Below are 16280 nucleotides of genomic sequence, written 5' to 3'. Positions count from 1 at the left end.
TGACGGTCCAGGCTGGAAACGGCCGAACCGCTACTCACCGTTCGGGGGGCGTCATCCTTCTTGTGATCGCCGCAGTTGTGCTCAGCGCCGTGCTCGGCTATCTGATCAATCAGCTGCCCGGTATCCAGAGCTGGTCGGTGGCCGCGCGGGTGACGCTCTTCCTCGCGGTGGTCGCGGCTTCGTCCCTCGTCGCGGCGGCCACCAGCGCGGCCACCGAGAACAAGGAGGCCACCCCGGTCCCGAGCCCCACTACGAGCTCCTCGGCGCGCCCGCTGAGCCTGAGTGAGTACATCGCGAAGTGGCGCGCCGGGCCGGTGAAGCTGACCGTCGAGCACTACAACGCCTGGGTGATCCGGAAGAACAGCAAGGACGTCAAGGACTGGACGGAATTCGACATGCGGTTCAGCGTCCGCAACGAGACGACCGGACCGCTCGACCTCGGGGAGGCACCGACGTCGCTCGTGCTCGTCAGAAACGCCGTCTATCCCGCTGACGACACCTTCACCGACAACCAGCGATCGATCGCCGAGGTTCCGGCCGACTGGAACCTCTACGGCGTGGGGTTCGACAACGTGCCCGACTATGTCAGCGTCGGCGACAAGAAATACGACATCTTCTGGACCGGGTCCACGCTCAAGGTCGCCGACGAGTTCACCTCCTCCAGCACCGCGGGCAATGGCATCTCGTATCAGATGCCCGCGCCGGCGAAGGCGGTGAAGGGGGAGCTCGACGCGATCCCGCCGAGCTCGGTCAACGTCATCGGAGCGGCCTGGCTCGGCACCGACGGGCTGGTGCAGGGGTTCACGCCGATCTCCGAGTGGAAGGGTCCCAACTCGATCGACTCCTTCATCGCGGGGTGAGCGCCGCGGCTGGTCAGGTCGGCAGCGCGAGGTCCAGACCGAGCCAGCTCGCCAGGTCTGACACCTCGTCCCGCACAGCGGTGGTCATCGCCGGGGTGAAGGGCACGTCCTGGTGAATGGCATGGACCCGGAACACCCCCGCCCGGCGGTCCGCGGCGGCGTCCAGCTTGCCCACCAGCCGGTCGCCGTCCAGGATCGGCATCGCCCAGTAGCCCCAGCGGCGCTTCGCGGCCGGTTTGAACATCTCCAGCTGGTAGTCGTACTCGAACAGCTCGGTCAGGCGCCGGCGGTCGTAGACCAGGCGGTCGAGCGGGGACAGCAGGGCGACCCGGCCGGTGAAGCTCTGATCCAGGTGCCGGGGGTCGACCCGCCACCGGCCTTTCACACCCTCGACGGTCGCCGGCTCGCCCGCGGCGCCCACGTCGTCGGGCTCGCTCGGGCTCTTCGGCGCCTTCGCCCGGGCGATGCCCAGCGCGCCGAGGCGGCGTTCGTCGCGGCGGCGCAGCGCCTCCTCGTAGGGCACGACGTCGTCCGGATAGACCCGCTCGGCCAGGTCCCACAGCCGGTCGGGGCCACGCCGGCCGGCCGCGGCCACCTCGCCGCGCTGGACCAGGAAGCCGAGCAGTTTCGTGACGTTGCGGTTGTCCGTCCAGCCGGAGGAACGCCACGGGATCTCGCAGGTGTCCGGCAGCTCGCGGGTGATCAGCGGGCCGTCGGCGCGCAGCCGGTGCAGGATGTCGAGCCGGCAGCCGTTGTTGGCGTCGACCCATTCCCGCAGGTCTTCCTGCCACTCGCGCAGCGGTGGCCGGCCGGGCCACTCGGCCATCTCGGTCCGGTACAGCGCGATGTCCTCCGGCGGGCGGACCATGCCGTGCAGCTCCAGCAGGGTCTGCTCGTCGAGGGCGTCACGCAGCTGCCCGGGCCGGTAGGCCGAGCCGAGCCGGCTCCACAGCACCAGGTCGGCGCTGGGCGCGACGGCGGTGGCCGGGTCGTTCTGCAGCAGCGTCAGGCGCCGCACCACGTCGAACAGATCGGTCGGTGAGCGCGCGTCCAGCAGCTGGGCGCGCACGGCGATGCGGCGCGCATCGGCCCGCGACAGCTTGTGCACGGTCATCGCCCGACCCTAAGTGCCGGGTACGACAGAAGGGCCCGGAACCGCCGCAGCGGTCCCGGGCCCCTTGTGCGCCTCGGGTCAGCCCTTGACACTGCCCGCGAGCAGGCCGCGGACGAAGTACCGCTGGAGCAGCAGGAAGATCGTCACCGGCACCAGGATCGACACGAAGGCGCCTGCCGACAGCAGGTGCCAGGCCGTGCCGCGGGTGCCGCTGAGGTTGGCCAGCGCCACGGTGATCGGGGCGACCGCGTCGCCGCCGCCCGCGAAGGTGAGGGCGACCAGCAGGTCGTTCCACACCCAGAGGAACTGGAAGATGCCGAACGCGGCCAGGGCCGGTCGCAGCAGCGGCAGCAGCACCCGGAAGAAGATCGACACGTGTCCGGCGCCGTCCACCCGGGCCGCTTCCAGCAGGGTGGCCGGGATCTCCCGCATGAAGTTGTGCAGCAGGTAGATCGCCAGCGGCAGGCCGAAGATGGCGTGCGAGATCCAGATCGTCCAGAAGGTGTTGGCCAGGCCCGCGTCCACGTACAGCGTGAGCAGCGGGATCAGCGTCACCTGCAGGGGCACGATCTGCAGCGCGAAGATGATCAGGAACAGGATGTTGCGCCCGGGGAACTTGATCCAGGCGAACGCGTACGCGGCCAGCGCGGCCAGGCACAGCGGGATGAGCACCGAGGGGATGGTGATCACCAGCGAGTTCACGAAGAACGAGCCGAGCCCGGCGCCGCTCTCGGCGTCCAGCACGGCCTTGTAGTTGTCCATGGTGAACGTCGGGTCGGAGAAGAAGGTCCACCACCCGGTCGTCTTGATCGCCCGCTCGGGGCGGAACGACGACACCAGCAATCCGAACGTCGGCAGCGTCCAGAGCACCGCGATGACCAGGGCCGCGAGCGAGGCCCAGGGTGAGGTCAGCTTCTTCTTGGCGACCGCCGCCGCGTTCGGCTTGTCCGGGGTCAGCGGTGGCGTCGTGGTGACCGGCGTGACGGTGGTCATAGCGCCTCCGAACTGCGGATCTGCCGGATGTTGTAGGCGACGATCGGGATGACCAGCAGGAACAGCAGCACCGCGAGGGCCGAGCCGAGGCCCTGGTTGTCGCTGCGGAAGCTCTGGCTGTAGAACTCGTTGGCGATGACGCTGGTGTCGAACTGGCCGCCGGTCATCGTGCGGACGATGTCGAAGACCTTCAGCGTGCCGATGCCGATGGTGGTCAGCACGACCACCACCGCCGGGCGGATGGCCGGCAGGGTCACGAAGCGGAACATGCCCCACGGGCCGACGCCGTCGAGGCGGGCGGCCTCGATGATGTCGTCCGGGATGGCCTTGATGGCCGCCGACAGCACGGTCATCGCGAAGCCGGCCTGGATCCAGATCATGACCACGATCAGCAGGAACGTGTTCAGCGGCGAGTCCACCAGCCACTGCTGGGGGCTGCCGCCGAGCCAGACCAGGACCTGGTTGAGCAGCCCGATCTGCTTGACGTTGCCCTGGTCGGGGCGGAACTCGTAGACGAACTTCCAGATGATCGACGCACCCACGAACGAGATCGCCATGGGCAGGAACACCAGTGCCTTGGCGAAGGACTCCATCTTGGCCTTGTCGACCAGGATGGCGTAGAGCAGGCCGACGGCGGTGGCCACGAACGGCGTCACCACGACCCAGAAGACGGTGTTGCGCAGCACCGTCAGCTGATCGCTGTCGGTGAAGATCGTCTTGTAGTTGTCCATGCCGATGAACGCGCTGCCGGCCGCGTCGAAGAACGACTGGTAGATGGTGCGGACACCCGGATAGACCAGCCCGACCAGCAGCATGAGCAGCGTCGGGGCGAGATAGGAATAGGCGACGATTTTGTCACCGCGGCGGCCGCCGAAGCGCCCCGCGATGAACAGGATGATGCCCACGACCGCGGCGAAGAGAAGGATCGCAGCGAACATCTGCGTGAACTTCTCGGCGGTGGTGTCGGCGGTGTCGAACACGCGACCCGTACCTCCTCTGGAGAGCGGCGGGGCCGGTCGCCTTGCGGCGACCGGCCCCGGGTGAAGATTCAGATCACTTGGGCCAGGCCTTCTCGATGTTGTCCACCGTCACCTTGGTGTCCTGTCCGGTGATCCAGCTCGTCGTCTGCTTCCAGTAGGCGTTGGAGCCCACGGCGGCCGGCATCTGGTCCGAGCCGTCGAAGCGGAAGACAGTGTTCGGGTCGAGCAGGATCGTCGCGGCCAGCTTGTCGATCGGGTTGCTCAGGTTGTTCGGGTCGATCTTCTTGTTGGCGCTGACCCAGCCCTGGGAGGCCTTGGCCTTGATGTTCGCCCAGGTGTCGGTCGACAGGTACGTCTGGAAGGCCTTGACCTCCGGACGGTCCGCGAACGCCACGTTGAACTCGCCACCACCGAGCACCGGCTTGTCCGTGGCGGTCTTGCCCGGCAGGTAGAACGCGAAGACGTCGCCGTCCTCGGCCACCTTGGTGCCCTTGGGGAAGTTCGCCGCGTAGAAGCTGGCCTGGCGGTGCAGCGAGCAGGTGCCCTCGAGGATGGGCAGGCCGGCGTCCTGGAAGGTGGTCGTGGCGATGCTCTTGACGTCGCCCAGGCCACCGTTGACGTACGCCGGGTTCTTCAGGTAACCGCCGACCGCGTCCAGCGCCGCCGTGGACTCGGGGCCGTTGAACGGGATCTCGTGCTTGACCCACTTGTCGAAGGTCTCCGGGCCGCTGAGGCGCAGCATCATGTCCTCGTGCCAGTCGGTGAGCGGCCAGCCGGTCGCCTCACCGCTGCTGATGCCCGCGCACCACGGCTTCTTCTTGTCCGCGACCATCTTGTCGGTCAGCGTCTTGAGCTCGTCGAGCGTCGTCGGCACCGTGTAACCGGCGTCCTTGAACTCGCTCGGCGAGTACCAGACCAGCGACTTGACGCTGGCCCCGGAAGGCGCGCCGTAGAACTTGCCGTTGACGGTCGCGTACTCCTTCCAGTTCTTGTCCCAGAACTTGTCGACGTTGGCGGCGACCTCGGCCGGCGCCTCGACGGCCTTGCCGGTGGCCACGAGCTGCTGGAGCAGGCCGGGCTGCGGCACGATCGCCAGGTCCGGCGGGTTGCCCGCCTTGGCGCGGACCAGGATCTGAGTCTCGAAGGCCTTGTCGCCCTCGTACTTGATGGTCACGCCGGTGCACTGCTCGAAAGGCTTGTACGAGTCCTTGTACGCCTTGTCCTCGGGCGTCACGATGCCCGTGTAGACCGAGACCGTCTTGCCCTTGAGGTCTCCGAACGAGCTGAACTGCGCGCAGTCGATCGACTGCGCGGCCGTGTTGGAATCGTCGTCCGAGTCGTCACTGCCGCCGCAAGCAGCCAGGCCGAACACCAGGCCGATGCCCAGCGTGCCGGCGAGCGCGCTCCTGAAGCGCGGGCTATTGGATTGACCGAACATACCTCTCCCTATCTCACATCACGCCGGGGCGTGACATCACCGTCACCGTCTCCGGTTCCCCCGGTTGCCAGTCAAGAGGTGGAAACGGTGTTTCGCAATGTTTCCGCTTGATCAACCGAGTAACGATTCGGCACCGGGCCAGGGGAGACCTTAAACGGTTAAGAAAGCTAACCGTAAAACGGGCCGCGCACCGGTCTCACCCCGGGCGTGCACCCGCACCGCTACCGCGTACCGGTGTAGTGAGTGGGCGCGGCGTGGCCGTGCCGAGCCCGAACGCCCGCAGGAGGATCGCGATGCCACCCGAGCGGTCCGGCTCGTTGCCCCGTACGGTCGCGTCCGACCCGGTGGTGCTCACCCTGGCCGGGGTGTCCCTGGCGGTGATCGGCTGGCTGCTCTGGGGGCCCGGCGGCATCGCGTTCCACGTGCTGCTGCGCGCGTGGCTGGGGCCAGCGCTCAATCTGGTCCTGCTGGCCGGCGCGGTGCGGTTGGCCCGCCGGTCCGGGCGCGACGCCGCGGACCGCCGGTTCTGGCGGGCCATGACGGCCATGGGCGCGCTTCTGCTGACCGGCCACCTCGGCCGGCTCGCCGGCGCGTTGCGGAACCCCGACGCCGGTGCCGTGCCGACCGGCCAGTTCCAGAGCGTCTGCGTGCTCGCGGGCGTCACCGTGCTGGTGGTCGCCGCGCTCACCCACCCCCGCCCACCGGCGTCCAGCCGGGTCCGGCTGCGCTACCTGCTCGACACCACCGCGGTCGGGACCGCCGCCGTCGTGGCCATCTGGTTCATGGCCGACCGCTCGGCCGCCCTGGGTGTCAGCTCGGCCGCGTCCATGGCCGCGGTCGCCATCGCCGTCGTGACCACCTTCGCCGTCATCCGGCTCGTCATGGGCGGGCACAGCCCGATCAGCTCGGCCACGGCGGCTCCGCTCGTCGTCGCCGCGGTGGTCCAGTGCGTCAACGGCGGCGTACTGCCGGGCAGCGCCGGGTGGCGTGCCCAGCTGGCCCTGCAGATCACCGCTGTCGCCCTGGTCAGCGTGGCCCCCAGGGTGCAGGAACTCGCCGACCGGACGGCCGCGGGCCGGCCCGCGCGGCGCCGCCGGACCTACAGCGTGCTGCCGTACGCCATGCTCGGGCTCGTCTTCGCCGTCCTGCCCGCCGTGCTGCCGTCCGGGCTGAGTGCCACCGCCCAGGTCGCGCTCGGCGGCCTGCTGGTGAGCACCGCCGTCGTGGTGGCCCGGCAGCTGCTCACCTTCGCCGAGAACGAGTCGCTGGTCCGGCGCTCCGACGCCGGCCTGGAGACGTTGCGCCGGCAGGAGGAGCGCGTCCGGCTGCTGCTGGAGTACTCGACCGACATCACCTCGCTGATCGACCACACCGGCGCGATGGTCTACCTGACCCCGGCCACCCGGATGCTCGGCTACGAACCGGGCGAGATGCTCGGCGTCCGGGTGATCACGCTGATCCACCCGGACGACCTGCCCGCTCTGCTCGGCGACCTGCAGCAGCTGATGGCCACGCCCGGCGCGACCTTCACCTACCAGGCCCGCTACCGGCACAAGGAGGGCTCCTGGCGCTGGCTGGAGGTCACCAGCCGCAACCTCACGCACGAACCGAGCGTGGCCGCCGTGGTGAGCAACGCCCGCGACGTCACCGACGCCCGCGAGCTGCAGGACCGGCTGCGGCACGAGGCCACCCACGACGCGCTCACCGGGCTGGCCAACCGGGTGCTGTTCGGCCGCCGGCTGACCGCGGCGGTCGGCGGCGGGGTCGCGCTGCTGCACATCGACCTGGACGGTTTCAAGCCCATCAACGACACGTACGGCCACCACGCCGGGGACGCCGTGCTGGTACGCGTGGCCGAGTGCCTGCGTGCGGCGCTGCCGGACACGGCTGTCGCGGCCCGCCTGGGCGGCGACGAGTTCGCGGTGCTGCTGCCCGGGGCCGGCACCGACACCGCCGATGCGGTCGCCGAGCGGTTCCGGGCCGCCCTGGCCGAGCCCGTCGAGGTGGACGGGCACCGCCTGACCATCGGCGCCAGCGTCGGCGTGGTGGCCGGCACCGGGGTCGATCCGGAGGCCCTGCTGCGCCGCGCCGACGAGGCCATGTACCGCATCAAGCACGCCGCCCGGCGCTGACCGGCACGCCACCCGGCGCTGACCGGCACGCCGCCCGGCGCTGACCGGCACGCCGCCCGGCTCTGACCGGCACGCCGCCTCAGGGCAGCCGGGCGCGCAACGCGTACCCGAAGCCGCGGTGCGTCGCGATCAGCGGTGGGCCGAGTCGCTCCAGCTTGCGGCGCAGCGACGCGACGTGGGCCTCGATGAGCTCGTGCCCGCTGCCCGGGACGTCCGGCCAGACCCCGGCCCGGATCTCGTCGTGCGACAGCACCCGGCCCGGATGGCGCAGCAGCAGGCGCAGCAGCTCCCGCTCGGACGGTGACAGCGCCACCGGCTCCCCGGCCCGGCGCACCTCGCCGGTGTCCTGGTCCAGCTCCAGGTCGGCGTAGCGCAGGACCCGGTTGCCCGGCGCGTCGGCCAGGCGTCGCAGGGCGGCGTGCACCCGGGCCAGCAGCACCTCGACGTCGAACGGTTTGGTGATCCAGTCCTCGTCGCCGTAGGCCAGCTCGGCGACCAGGTCGTCGCGGGTGTCCCGGGCGGACAGGAACACCACGCCGGTCTCCGCGCCCTCGGCCCGCAGCCGCCGACGCACGTCGATGCCGTCGCCGTCGGGTAGCGACACGTCGAGCAGGACCAGGTCGGGCCGCTGCTCCACGGCCTTCTCGACGGCCTGCGCCGCCGTCCCCGCGGTGTCGACCGCGAAGCCGTGGCCGGTCAGCACCGTGGACAGCAGGTCCACGATGGTCGGCTGGTCGTCGACGACCAGGATCCGTGCGTTTCCCGTCATGTCGCCCCCATGAGACACAGCGTGAGCACCCGGCGGGTACACCCCCGACAGTCCTCCCGGTCGGGACATGGAGGAAAGACCCTGCCCACATGGCAGGAAGCCGGCAGCGGCGGATCACGCTCTCCGGGCCGTGCGGCGGCGGATCCACCACACCGCGACGCCCAGCGCGAAGACCGCCAGCCCCGCCACGACCGAGGGCAGGGGGAGCGTCGCCGCCAGCAGCAGGCAGCCCGCCAGCCCCAGGACGGGCAGCGGCCGCCACGGGGCCCCCTCGTCGCGGCGCAGGGTCATCGCCGAGGCGTTGGCGATCGCGTAGTAGCCGAGCACGCCGAACGAGGAGAAGCCGATCGCGCCGCGCAGGTCCACCAGCAGCACCAGGACGGCCACGGCGACGCCGACGGCGGCCTCGGCGCGGTGCGGCACCCCGGTCCGCTCGCTGACGGCGTCCAGCACTGCGGGCAGGTTGCGGTCACGGGCCATCGCGAAGGTCGTCCGGGAGACGCCAAGGATCAGTGCGAGCAGTGAACCGAGCGCCGCCACCGCGGCTCCGGCCCGGACGACCGGGGCCAGCCAGCCCGGCCCGACCTCGGCCAGCGGTGCGGTCACGGCGGCCAGCCGGGCCGGGCCCAGGCTGCCGAGCAGGGTGAGGGCGACCGCGGCGTACAGGACGAGGGTGATGGTGAGCGCGATCGGCACGGCCCGGGGGATGGTGCGGGCCGGGTCGCGGACCTCCTCGCCCAGGGTGGCGATGCGGGCGTACCCGGCGAAGGCGAAGAAGAGCAGGCCGGCGCCCTGCAGCACGCCCCAGACCGAGACCCGCGGGCCGCTGCCGAGGTGGGCCAGGCCGTCCGTGGAGCCCGCGGCGACGACCGCCAGCAGCACGACGATCACGGTCGCCACCAGGATCCGGGCGGCCAGCGCCGACTTCTGCACCCCGGCCAGGTTCAGCGCGGTCAGGGCCGCGACGGCGAGCACGGCCAGCAGCCGTTCGTGGCCGGGGGCGACGTACGCGCCGAAGGTCAGCGCCATCGCCGCGCAGGAGGCGGTCTTGCCGATGACGAAACCCCAGCCCGCGAGGAAGCCCCACAGGTCGCCCAGCCGCTTGCGCCCGTAGACGTAGGTCCCGCCCGAGGAGGGGTGGACCGCCGCCAGCCGCGCCGACGAGACCGCGTTGCAGTACGCGACCACAGCCGCCACGGCCAGCGCGAGCAGCAGCCAGCCACCGGCGACCGCCGCGGCCGGGGCGAAGGCCGCGAAGACGCCCGCGCCGATCATCGCGCTGAGGCCGACCACCACCGCATCGGTGACGCCGAGCCGCCGGGTCAACTCCACCGGATCACCCTTCCCCGGCCAGATGAACGCCCGGCGGCCGGGCAGTCACAGCTCGGTCCAGCCGGCGGTCGTCCGCACGGCCTGTGCCCAGCGCTGGTAGCCGGGGTCGGCGAGGCCCAGGGTGCGGCGCAGGGCCAGCATGTCCCGGCACTTGGCCAGCATGGCCGCCTGTCGCCGGGGCCAGGGCGGGCGGCTGCCGTACCCGGCGAACAGCTCGGTCAGCGCGCCGGTCGCGCCCGGATGGTGGGTACGCACGATCCACTCGCACCAGGCCAGGTCCGCCACCGGGTCGGCGCCGGACCGGGCCCACTCCCAGTCCAGGATCCCGGTGATGGCGTGAGTGCCGGGATCCAGCAGAACGTTGTTGGGGCCGTAGTCACCGTGGGTCACGTCGGCCGCGACGAGCCTGCGCACCATCGCGCCGCACGAGCGCAGCACCGGCCCGGCGTGCCCGGCCTCGATCAGCTCCTGGCCGTGCACCCCGCCGAGGTGGGTCAGGTGCAGCTCTCCCGTCGGCGCGGACAGCAGCACCGGAACCGGCAGCCGCCCGGCCAGCACCTGAAGCATGTCGCGTTCGGTGGCCCAGCGGGTGCGGTCGTCCGGGCCCGTGAAGCGCTTGACCACGACGGCCCCGTCACCGCGGGTGTCGTTGGTGTACCCGTGTCGCAGAGGCTGCATCCGTCCCGCCGTTGCTCAGCGTATGACGGGTGAGGATAACCGTCCACGCGCCGGAAACACACCGCGCGTACCGTAACGTTCCAGGTCAAGCAGGGTGCGTCGAAGCAGGGGGACCGCACGTGGATCTGCACACGGTCGTCGAGGTGGTCAGTCCGGCCGCCGTCGGGCAGTGGCGGCCGGGGGACGCCTGGCTGGCCGGCGGGACGGCGTTGTTCGCCGAGCCGCAGACCGACGTGACCCGGCTGCTCGATCTGGTGGCCGCGGGCTGGACCCCGATCACCGTGTCCGGGCACGGCCTGGAGATCGCCGCGACCTGCACGGTCGCCGACCTCGCCGGGTACGAGGGCGCCGGGCACTTCACCGCCTTCCACGAGCTGGCCACCGCCTGCTGCCGGGCCTTCCTCGCCTCCTTCAAGATCTGGAACGTGGCCACCGTCGGCGGCAACCTGTGCGCCGCCCTGCCCGCCGGGCCGATGATCGCGCTGACCGCGGCGCTGGACGGCGAATGCCTGATCCTCGGCCCGACCGGAGAGCGGCGGCTGAGCGTGGCCCGATTCGTCACCGGTGACGGCGCGACCGCCCTGACCGCCGGTGAGCTGCTGCGCTCGATCACCCTGCCGGCCGCCGCGCTGACCGGGCGGACGGCGTTCCGCCAGGGCTCGCTGTTCGCCCACGGCCGGTCCGCCGTGCTGCTGATCGGCCGCCGCGCCGGCGCCGGGCTGGTCCTGACCGTCACCGCGGCGACCGTGCGCCCGTTCCAGCTGCGCTTCGCCGAGGTCCCGGACGCCGGTGAGCTGGCCGCCGCCGTACGGGAGACCATTCCGGACGACGCCTATGTGGACGACGTGCACGGCCTGCCCGCCTGGCGCCGCCACCTGACCGCCCGGTACGCCGAGGAGATCCGCGCGGAGCTGGCCGGATGAGCGTACGGATCAACGGCACCGACCACGAGCAGCCGCCGCGGCCCGGGCAGTGCCTGCGCACGTACCTGCGTCAGGAGGGCTGCTTCGGCGTCAAGAAGGGCTGCGACACCGGCGACTGCGGAGCGTGCACCGTGCACGTCGACGGCCGCCCGGTGCACAGCTGCGTCTACCCGGCGTTCCGGGCCCAGGGCCGCCAGGTCACCACCATCGAGGGGCTCGCGCCGCCGGACGGTCTGCACCCCGTGCAGCAGCGCTTCCTGGACGCGCAGGGCTTCCAGTGCGGTTTCTGCACCGCCGGCATGATCATGACGACCGCCGCGCTGGACGGGACCAGGCGGGCCGACCTGCCGCGCGCGCTCAAGGGCAATCTGTGCCGCTGCACCGGATACCGGGCCGTCGCCGACGCGATCAACGGCGTCCGGACGGTCGAGGAGCCCGGCGCCGGCCCGGCGATCGGCGCCGGCCTCGGCGCGCCCGCCGGCCCGCAGATCGTCACCGGTACGGCCCGCTACACCTTCGACGTCGACGTGCCCGGCCTGACCCACCTCAAAGTGCTGCGCTCACCGCACGCGCACGCCCGGATCACCGCCGTCGACACCGCCGAGGCGCTGGCCGTGCCGGGGGTGCTGGCCGTGCTGACCCACGAGGACGCCCCGTCCCGGTACTTCTCCACCGCCCGCCACGAGCACCCGACCGAGGACCCGGCCGACACCCGGGTGCTCGACGACGTCGTCCGGCACGTCGGCCAGCGGGTCGCCGCCGTGGTCGCGGAGACCGAGGCCGCCGCGGAGGAGGGGTGCCGGCGGTTGCGGGTCGCGTACGAGATCCGGCCGGCCGTCCTCGACCCGGAGGCCGCGATGCGGCCCGGCGCCCCCGCCGTGCACGGCGACAAGGTGACCGGGCACCGGATCGCCCGCGCGGCCGACAACGTGGTGGGCGAGCTGCACGCCGAACTGGGCGACGTCGAGGAGGGGTTCGCGGGCGCCGACGTCGTCTACGAGCAGACCTTCCGCACGCCCCGGGTGCAGCACGCGGCGCTGGAGACGCACGGCGCGATCGGCTGGCTCGACGAGGGCGGGCGGCTCACGCTGCGCACCAGCTCGCAGACCCCGTTCCTGACCCGGCGGGCCCTGGCCGAGCTGTTCGAGCTCGAGCTGGATCAGGTGCGGGTGCTGACCGGCCGGGTCGGCGGCGGCTTCGGCGGCAAGCAGGAGATGCTGGTCGAGGACCTGGTGGCGCTGGCCGTACGGCGCACCGGCCGGCCGGTGAAGCTGGAGTACACCCGCGCCGAGCAGTTCACCGCGGCGACCACCCGGCACCCCTTCACCGTACGGATGAAGGCCGGCGCCCGCCGCGACGGCACCCTGACCGCCCTGTCCCTGCGGGTCGTCTCGGACACCGGCGCGTACGGCAACCACGGCCCGGCGGTGATGTACCACGCCTGCCACGAGTCGATCGCCGTGTACCGCTGCGCGAGCAAGAAGGTCGACGCGTACGCGGTCTACACCAACACCGTCCCCTCCGGAGCGTTCCGCGGTTACGGCCTGGGCCAGGTGTCGTTCGCCGTCGAGTCGGTGCTCGACGAGCTGGCCCGCCGGCTCGGGCTGGATCCGGTGCTGCTGCGGGAACGCAACATCGTGCGTCCCGGGGAACCGCTGGCCGCGCCCGGTGACCACGCCGACGACCTGATCATCGCCAGCTACGGCCTGGACCAGTGCCTGGACGCCGTACGGTCGGCGGCGGCCGAGCCGGTCACGCAGCCGGTGCCCGACGGCTGGCAGGTCGGGGAGGGCATGGCCCTGGCCATGATCGCCGCCGGGCCGCCCGGCGGGCACTTCGCCGACGCCGCGATCACCCTGCTGCCCGACGGCCGCTACGAGATCGCCGTCGGCACGACCGAGTTCGGCAACGGCAGCACCACCGTGCACGCCCAGCTGGCCGCGGACACGCTGGGCACGACCCCGGACCGGATCCTGGTCCGCCAGTCCGACACCGACGTGGTCGCCCACGACACCGGTGCGTTCGCCTCGACCGGCGTGGTCGTGGCCGGTCAGGCCGTCCTGCACGCGGCCCGGGCCCTGCGCGAGCGGCTGCTGGTGCTGGCCGGGCCGGGCGCGGTCCGCCTGGGCGTGGACGCCGTGACCCTCCAGCAGGGTCGGCTCAGCCTGAAGGACCTGGCCGCGTCGGCGCGCGAACCGGTACGGGCCGAGGGGCACTGGACCGGCACCCCGCGCTCGGTGGCGTTCAACGTGCAGTGGTTCCGGGTCGCCGTCGACCCGGGCACCGGTGAGCTGCGGATCCTGCGCAGCGTGCACAGTGCCGACGCGGGCACCGTGCTCAACCCGCTGCAGACCCGCGGCCAGATCGAGGGCGGGGTCGCCCAGGCGCTGGGGGCCACCCTGGCCGAACACGTGGACATCGACGCCGAGGGGCGGGTCACCACGGCCGGGTTCCGGCAGTACCACCTGCCGACCCTGGCCGACGTGCCGCCGACCGAGGTGGTGTTCGCCCGGACCGAGGACGCGATCGGCCCGCTCGGCGCCAAGTCGATGAGCGAGAGCCCGTTCAACCCGGTGGCGCCGGCCCTGGCCAACGCCCTGCGTGACGCCACCGGGGTGCGCTTCACCGAGCTGCCGTTCACCCGCGACCGCATCTGGCAGCGCCTGCAAGCCGGCTGAGCCGGGCCGGCTGAGTCCGGGGTCAGCTGCGCAGGAAGAGCAGCACGGCCAGGACCCGGCGGCTCTCGCTGCCGGTGGCGGGCAGGCCGAGCTTGCCGAAGATGCTCGACACGTACTTCTCGACCGCGCGCAGGGTGATCACCAGGCGGTCGGCGATCCCCTGGTTGGACGTGCCGGCCGCCATCAGTTCCAGGACCTCCCGCTCGCGGGGCGTCAGCCGGGCCAGCGGATCGTCGCGGCGCCGGCGCGACAGCAGCGTCGACACGATCGTCGGGTCGACCGCCGAGCCGCCCGCCGCCACCCGGCGGACCGCGCCGATGAAGTCACCGACGTCGCTGATCCTGTCCTTGAGCAGGTAGCCCACGCCGTCGGCCGAATCGGCCAGCAGACGCATGGCCAGGCCGATCTCGACGTACTGCGACAGCACCAGGACCGCCAGACCGGGGTGGGCGGCGCGGAGCTCGATCGCGGCCCGCAGACCCTCGTCGGTGTGCGTCGGCGGCAACCGGATGTCCACGATCACCACGTCCGGGACCTCGACGCGGAGCTGCGCGCGGAGCTCGTCGGCGTCACCGCACCGGGCCAGCACCTCGAAGCCCGCGTCGGCCAGCAGCCGGGCGATGCCCTCGCGGAGCAGGACGCTGTCCTCGGCGATCGCTACCCGCACGGCAGGTCCGCCCGTACCCGGGTGCCGCCGCCGTTGGGGGTCCACACCCGCAGCATCCCGTCGAGGGCCTCCACCCGGTCGGCGAGGCCGCGCAGGCCGGTGCCGCGTTCGGTGTCGGCCCCGCCGACCCCGTCGTCGACGACCTCCACCACCAGGTCGTCACCGGTCCGGAACACCTCGACCGTGGCCGTGGTGGCCTGCGCGTGCTTGCCGATGTTGGCCAGGCTCTCGCACACGACGTAGTACGCGGCCACCTCGATCGCCTCACCGACCCGGCCGGGCAGGTCGACGGTCAGCCGCACCGGCACCGGGGCCCGGGCCGCCAGCGATTCCACCGCCACGGCCAGGCCGTGGTCGCTGACCACCGCCGGGTGCAGGCCGCGGGCCAGGTCGCGCAGCTCGGCCAGGGACACCGCGATCTCCGTCCGGGCCTCGGTCAGCAGCGCCGCGGCCTCGGGGTCGGCGCCCAGCCGGGTCTGCAGCACGCCCAGGCTCAGCGACAGCGCGACCAGCCGCTGCTGGGCGCCGTCGTGCAGGTCGCGTTCCAGTCGCTGCCGTTCCCGCTGCTCGGCCGCGACGACCCGGGCCCGGGAACCGCGCAGCTCCTCCAGGTTGGCCCGCAGCTGGGCCTGGAGCCGGCCGGTGCGCAGGGCGATGGCCGCGGCCGCCGTGACCGCGGCCAGCAGCGCCGGCTCGTCGCGCAGGGCCGGGTCGTGGACGAGCGCGGCCAGGGGCGCACCCTCGTCGTCGATGGGGGTGATCCGGGCCGGGTCCGCGGGCGGGGTGACCCGGCGTCCCTGCTCGTCGGCCCACGCGCCGAAGCGCGGCAGCCAGTAGAGCAGGTCGAGGGACGGGTCGCGCAGCGCCAGGGCGATCGGGGTGCGCAGGTCGGCCGGATCGCCGCGCAACGCGACGACCAGGTCGCCGACCGCGCTGCGGGCCAGCCGGGCCTGGAGCAGGCCGGCCAGGAAGGCGATCGGGGCCACGCCCAGCAGGGCCAGGCTGATCCGCTGCACCACCGGGAACGCCGGCCCGCCGAGCACCCCGACCACCAGCAGCACGGCGATCATCACCAGGCCGACGGCGAACGAGTCGACCAGCAGCGACAACGAGCGGCGCAACGGCCGGCCCTGGGTCCGGCGGCGGACCACCAGCAGCACGACACCGGCCAGAGCCACGGCGCTGACGACGGCCAGCTCCGTGTCGTAGACGGCCGCGGCCAGTCCCGGCCGGTCCAGCACGGTCATCCGGTGCGGTCGCAACCCGCCGAGCAGCATCGCGGCGAGCTGACCGCCGAGCGCCGCGACCCAGCCGGTGGCGACGATCAGCCGCTCCGGGCGGGCCCGCAGCCGGCCGCTGGGATAGGTCAGGAACACGTGCACGAACAGCACCAGCGGGAGCACGTCCACCGCCTGGCCGACGGTGTGCGCGATGCCGTCGCCGCCGGTCCAGCTCAGCGCGCCGGCCAGGGCGCCGGCTCCGGCGAGGACCATCAGCGGGCCCAGGCGGCTCGCGGGCCGCAGGCGCCAGGCGATCAGGCCGCTGATCCCGTAGGCCAGGACCAGCCAGCTGATGATCGCGATGTGCGCCGGGTGGACGCCGCCGGACACGCCCAGCTCGACGATCCCGGCCAGAGCCGCCACCAGAGTGGCGCCGATCGTCAGCAGCAGCACGGAGGAGGGACGGCTCGGCATCACGGCTCCTGTCCCGGACGGT

The 16280-nt window shown here is 72.4% G+C and carries 13 protein-coding genes; 4 read left to right on the top strand and 9 right to left on the bottom strand.

Annotated features, from left to right (window positions below; genetic code table 11):
* Positions 1-62 precede the first annotated feature (62 nt).
* Positions 63-860 (top strand): hypothetical protein, encoded by a 798-nt coding sequence (locus tag AB0C12_RS31060; protein WP_360553405.1) that lies wholly within the window; start codon positions 63-65, stop codon positions 858-860.
* A gap of 13 nt (positions 861-873) precedes the next feature.
* On the opposite strand, the gene AB0C12_RS31055 is transcribed toward AB0C12_RS31060, so the two are convergent.
* The 4 genes from AB0C12_RS31055 to AB0C12_RS31040 all read right to left on the bottom strand — a co-directional run bounded on the left by AB0C12_RS31055 (position 874) and on the right by AB0C12_RS31040 (position 5385).
* Complete coding sequence (locus tag AB0C12_RS31055; RefSeq protein WP_360553404.1) at positions 874-1974, bottom strand: crosslink repair DNA glycosylase YcaQ family protein; 1101 nt, start codon at positions 1972-1974, stop codon at positions 874-876.
* Between the two features lie 78 nt (positions 1975-2052).
* Positions 2053-2967 carry a carbohydrate ABC transporter permease gene (locus tag AB0C12_RS31050; protein WP_360553403.1) on the bottom strand — a complete coding sequence of 305 codons (915 nt, stop codon included), beginning with the start codon at positions 2965-2967 and terminating at the stop codon, positions 2053-2055.
* Positions 2964-3905 (bottom strand): sugar ABC transporter permease, encoded by a 942-nt coding sequence (locus AB0C12_RS31045; protein WP_360553741.1) that lies wholly within the window; start codon positions 3903-3905, stop codon positions 2964-2966. The genes AB0C12_RS31050 and AB0C12_RS31045 overlap by 4 nt, the downstream gene beginning before the upstream one ends.
* 115 nt (positions 3906-4020) lie before the next feature.
* Complete coding sequence (locus AB0C12_RS31040; protein WP_360553402.1) at positions 4021-5385, bottom strand: ABC transporter substrate-binding protein; 1365 nt, start codon at positions 5383-5385, stop codon at positions 4021-4023.
* A 293-nt stretch (positions 5386-5678) separates the two neighbouring features.
* Here AB0C12_RS31040 and AB0C12_RS31035 point away from each other — a divergent pair, with 293 nt between their 5' ends.
* A complete protein-coding gene (locus AB0C12_RS31035) occupies positions 5679-7517 on the top strand; it encodes a diguanylate cyclase (RefSeq protein ID WP_360553401.1) in 1839 nt (612 codons plus the stop codon).
* Positions 7518-7596: 79 nt separating this feature from the next.
* Here the strand turns inward: AB0C12_RS31035 and AB0C12_RS31030 are convergent, their stop codons facing one another.
* The 3 genes from AB0C12_RS31030 to AB0C12_RS31020 form a co-directional block, all read right to left on the bottom strand.
* On the bottom strand, positions 7597-8286 hold the full coding sequence (locus AB0C12_RS31030; RefSeq protein WP_360553400.1) for a response regulator transcription factor: 690 nt from the start codon (positions 8284-8286) through the stop codon (positions 7597-7599).
* Positions 8287-8400: 114 nt separating this feature from the next.
* Positions 8401-9618, bottom strand: a complete 1218-nt coding sequence (locus tag AB0C12_RS31025; RefSeq protein WP_360553399.1) for an APC family permease — start codon at positions 9616-9618, stop codon at positions 8401-8403.
* 45 nt (positions 9619-9663) lie between these two features.
* Positions 9664-10296 (bottom strand): phosphotransferase, encoded by a 633-nt coding sequence (locus AB0C12_RS31020; protein ID WP_360553398.1) that lies wholly within the window; start codon positions 10294-10296, stop codon positions 9664-9666.
* A gap of 119 nt (positions 10297-10415) precedes the next feature.
* On the opposite strand from AB0C12_RS31020, the gene AB0C12_RS31015 reads away from it, so the two are divergent.
* Together AB0C12_RS31015 and AB0C12_RS31010 are read left to right on the top strand one after the other, a co-directional pair.
* Positions 10416-11219: an FAD binding domain-containing protein gene (locus AB0C12_RS31015; protein WP_360553397.1), complete on the top strand. Its 804-nt coding sequence runs from the start codon at positions 10416-10418 to the stop codon at positions 11217-11219.
* Complete coding sequence (locus tag AB0C12_RS31010; RefSeq protein ID WP_360553396.1) at positions 11216-13897, top strand: molybdopterin cofactor-binding domain-containing protein; 2682 nt, start codon at positions 11216-11218, stop codon at positions 13895-13897. The genes AB0C12_RS31015 and AB0C12_RS31010 overlap by 4 nt, the downstream gene beginning before the upstream one ends.
* Before the next feature lie 22 nt (positions 13898-13919).
* Here the strand turns inward: AB0C12_RS31010 and AB0C12_RS31005 are convergent, their stop codons facing one another.
* Entirely contained in the window at positions 13920-14564 is a 645-nt protein-coding gene (locus AB0C12_RS31005; RefSeq protein WP_360553395.1) for a response regulator transcription factor, read from the bottom strand.
* Positions 14555-16258 (bottom strand): histidine kinase, encoded by a 1704-nt coding sequence (locus AB0C12_RS31000; protein WP_360553394.1) that lies wholly within the window; start codon positions 16256-16258, stop codon positions 14555-14557. The genes AB0C12_RS31005 and AB0C12_RS31000 overlap by 10 nt, the downstream gene beginning before the upstream one ends.
* Between the last annotated feature and the right edge of the window lie 22 nt (positions 16259-16280).

This window comes from Actinoplanes sp. NPDC048967 (assembly GCF_040649415.1).
Lineage (GTDB): Bacteria > Actinomycetota > Actinomycetes > Mycobacteriales > Micromonosporaceae > Actinoplanes.
This window is presented reverse-complemented; position numbering and strand designations above follow the sequence as displayed.

Excerpts from the sequence above, each read along its gene's own strand:
- AB0C12_RS31000 (WP_360553394.1), bottom strand. The coding sequence starts at position 16,258 with ATGCCGAGCCGTCCCTCCTCCGTGCTGCTGCTGACGATCGGCGCCACT.
- AB0C12_RS31045 (WP_360553741.1), bottom strand. The coding sequence starts at position 3,905 with ATGTTCGCTGCGATCCTTCTCTTCGCCGCGGTCGTGGGCATCATCCTG.
- AB0C12_RS31040 (WP_360553402.1), bottom strand. The coding sequence starts at position 5,385 with ATGTTCGGTCAATCCAATAGCCCGCGCTTCAGGAGCGCGCTCGCCGGC.
- AB0C12_RS31030 (WP_360553400.1), bottom strand. The coding sequence starts at position 8,286 with ATGACGGGAAACGCACGGATCCTGGTCGTCGACGACCAGCCGACCATC.
- AB0C12_RS31035 (WP_360553401.1), top strand. The coding sequence starts at position 5,679 with ATGCCACCCGAGCGGTCCGGCTCGTTGCCCCGTACGGTCGCGTCCGAC.
- AB0C12_RS31055 (WP_360553404.1), bottom strand. The coding sequence starts at position 1,974 with ATGACCGTGCACAAGCTGTCGCGGGCCGATGCGCGCCGCATCGCCGTG.
- AB0C12_RS31020 (WP_360553398.1), bottom strand. The coding sequence starts at position 10,296 with ATGCAGCCTCTGCGACACGGGTACACCAACGACACCCGCGGTGACGGG.
- AB0C12_RS31010 (WP_360553396.1), top strand. The coding sequence starts at position 11,216 with ATGAGCGTACGGATCAACGGCACCGACCACGAGCAGCCGCCGCGGCCC.
- AB0C12_RS31050 (WP_360553403.1), bottom strand. The coding sequence starts at position 2,967 with ATGACCACCGTCACGCCGGTCACCACGACGCCACCGCTGACCCCGGAC.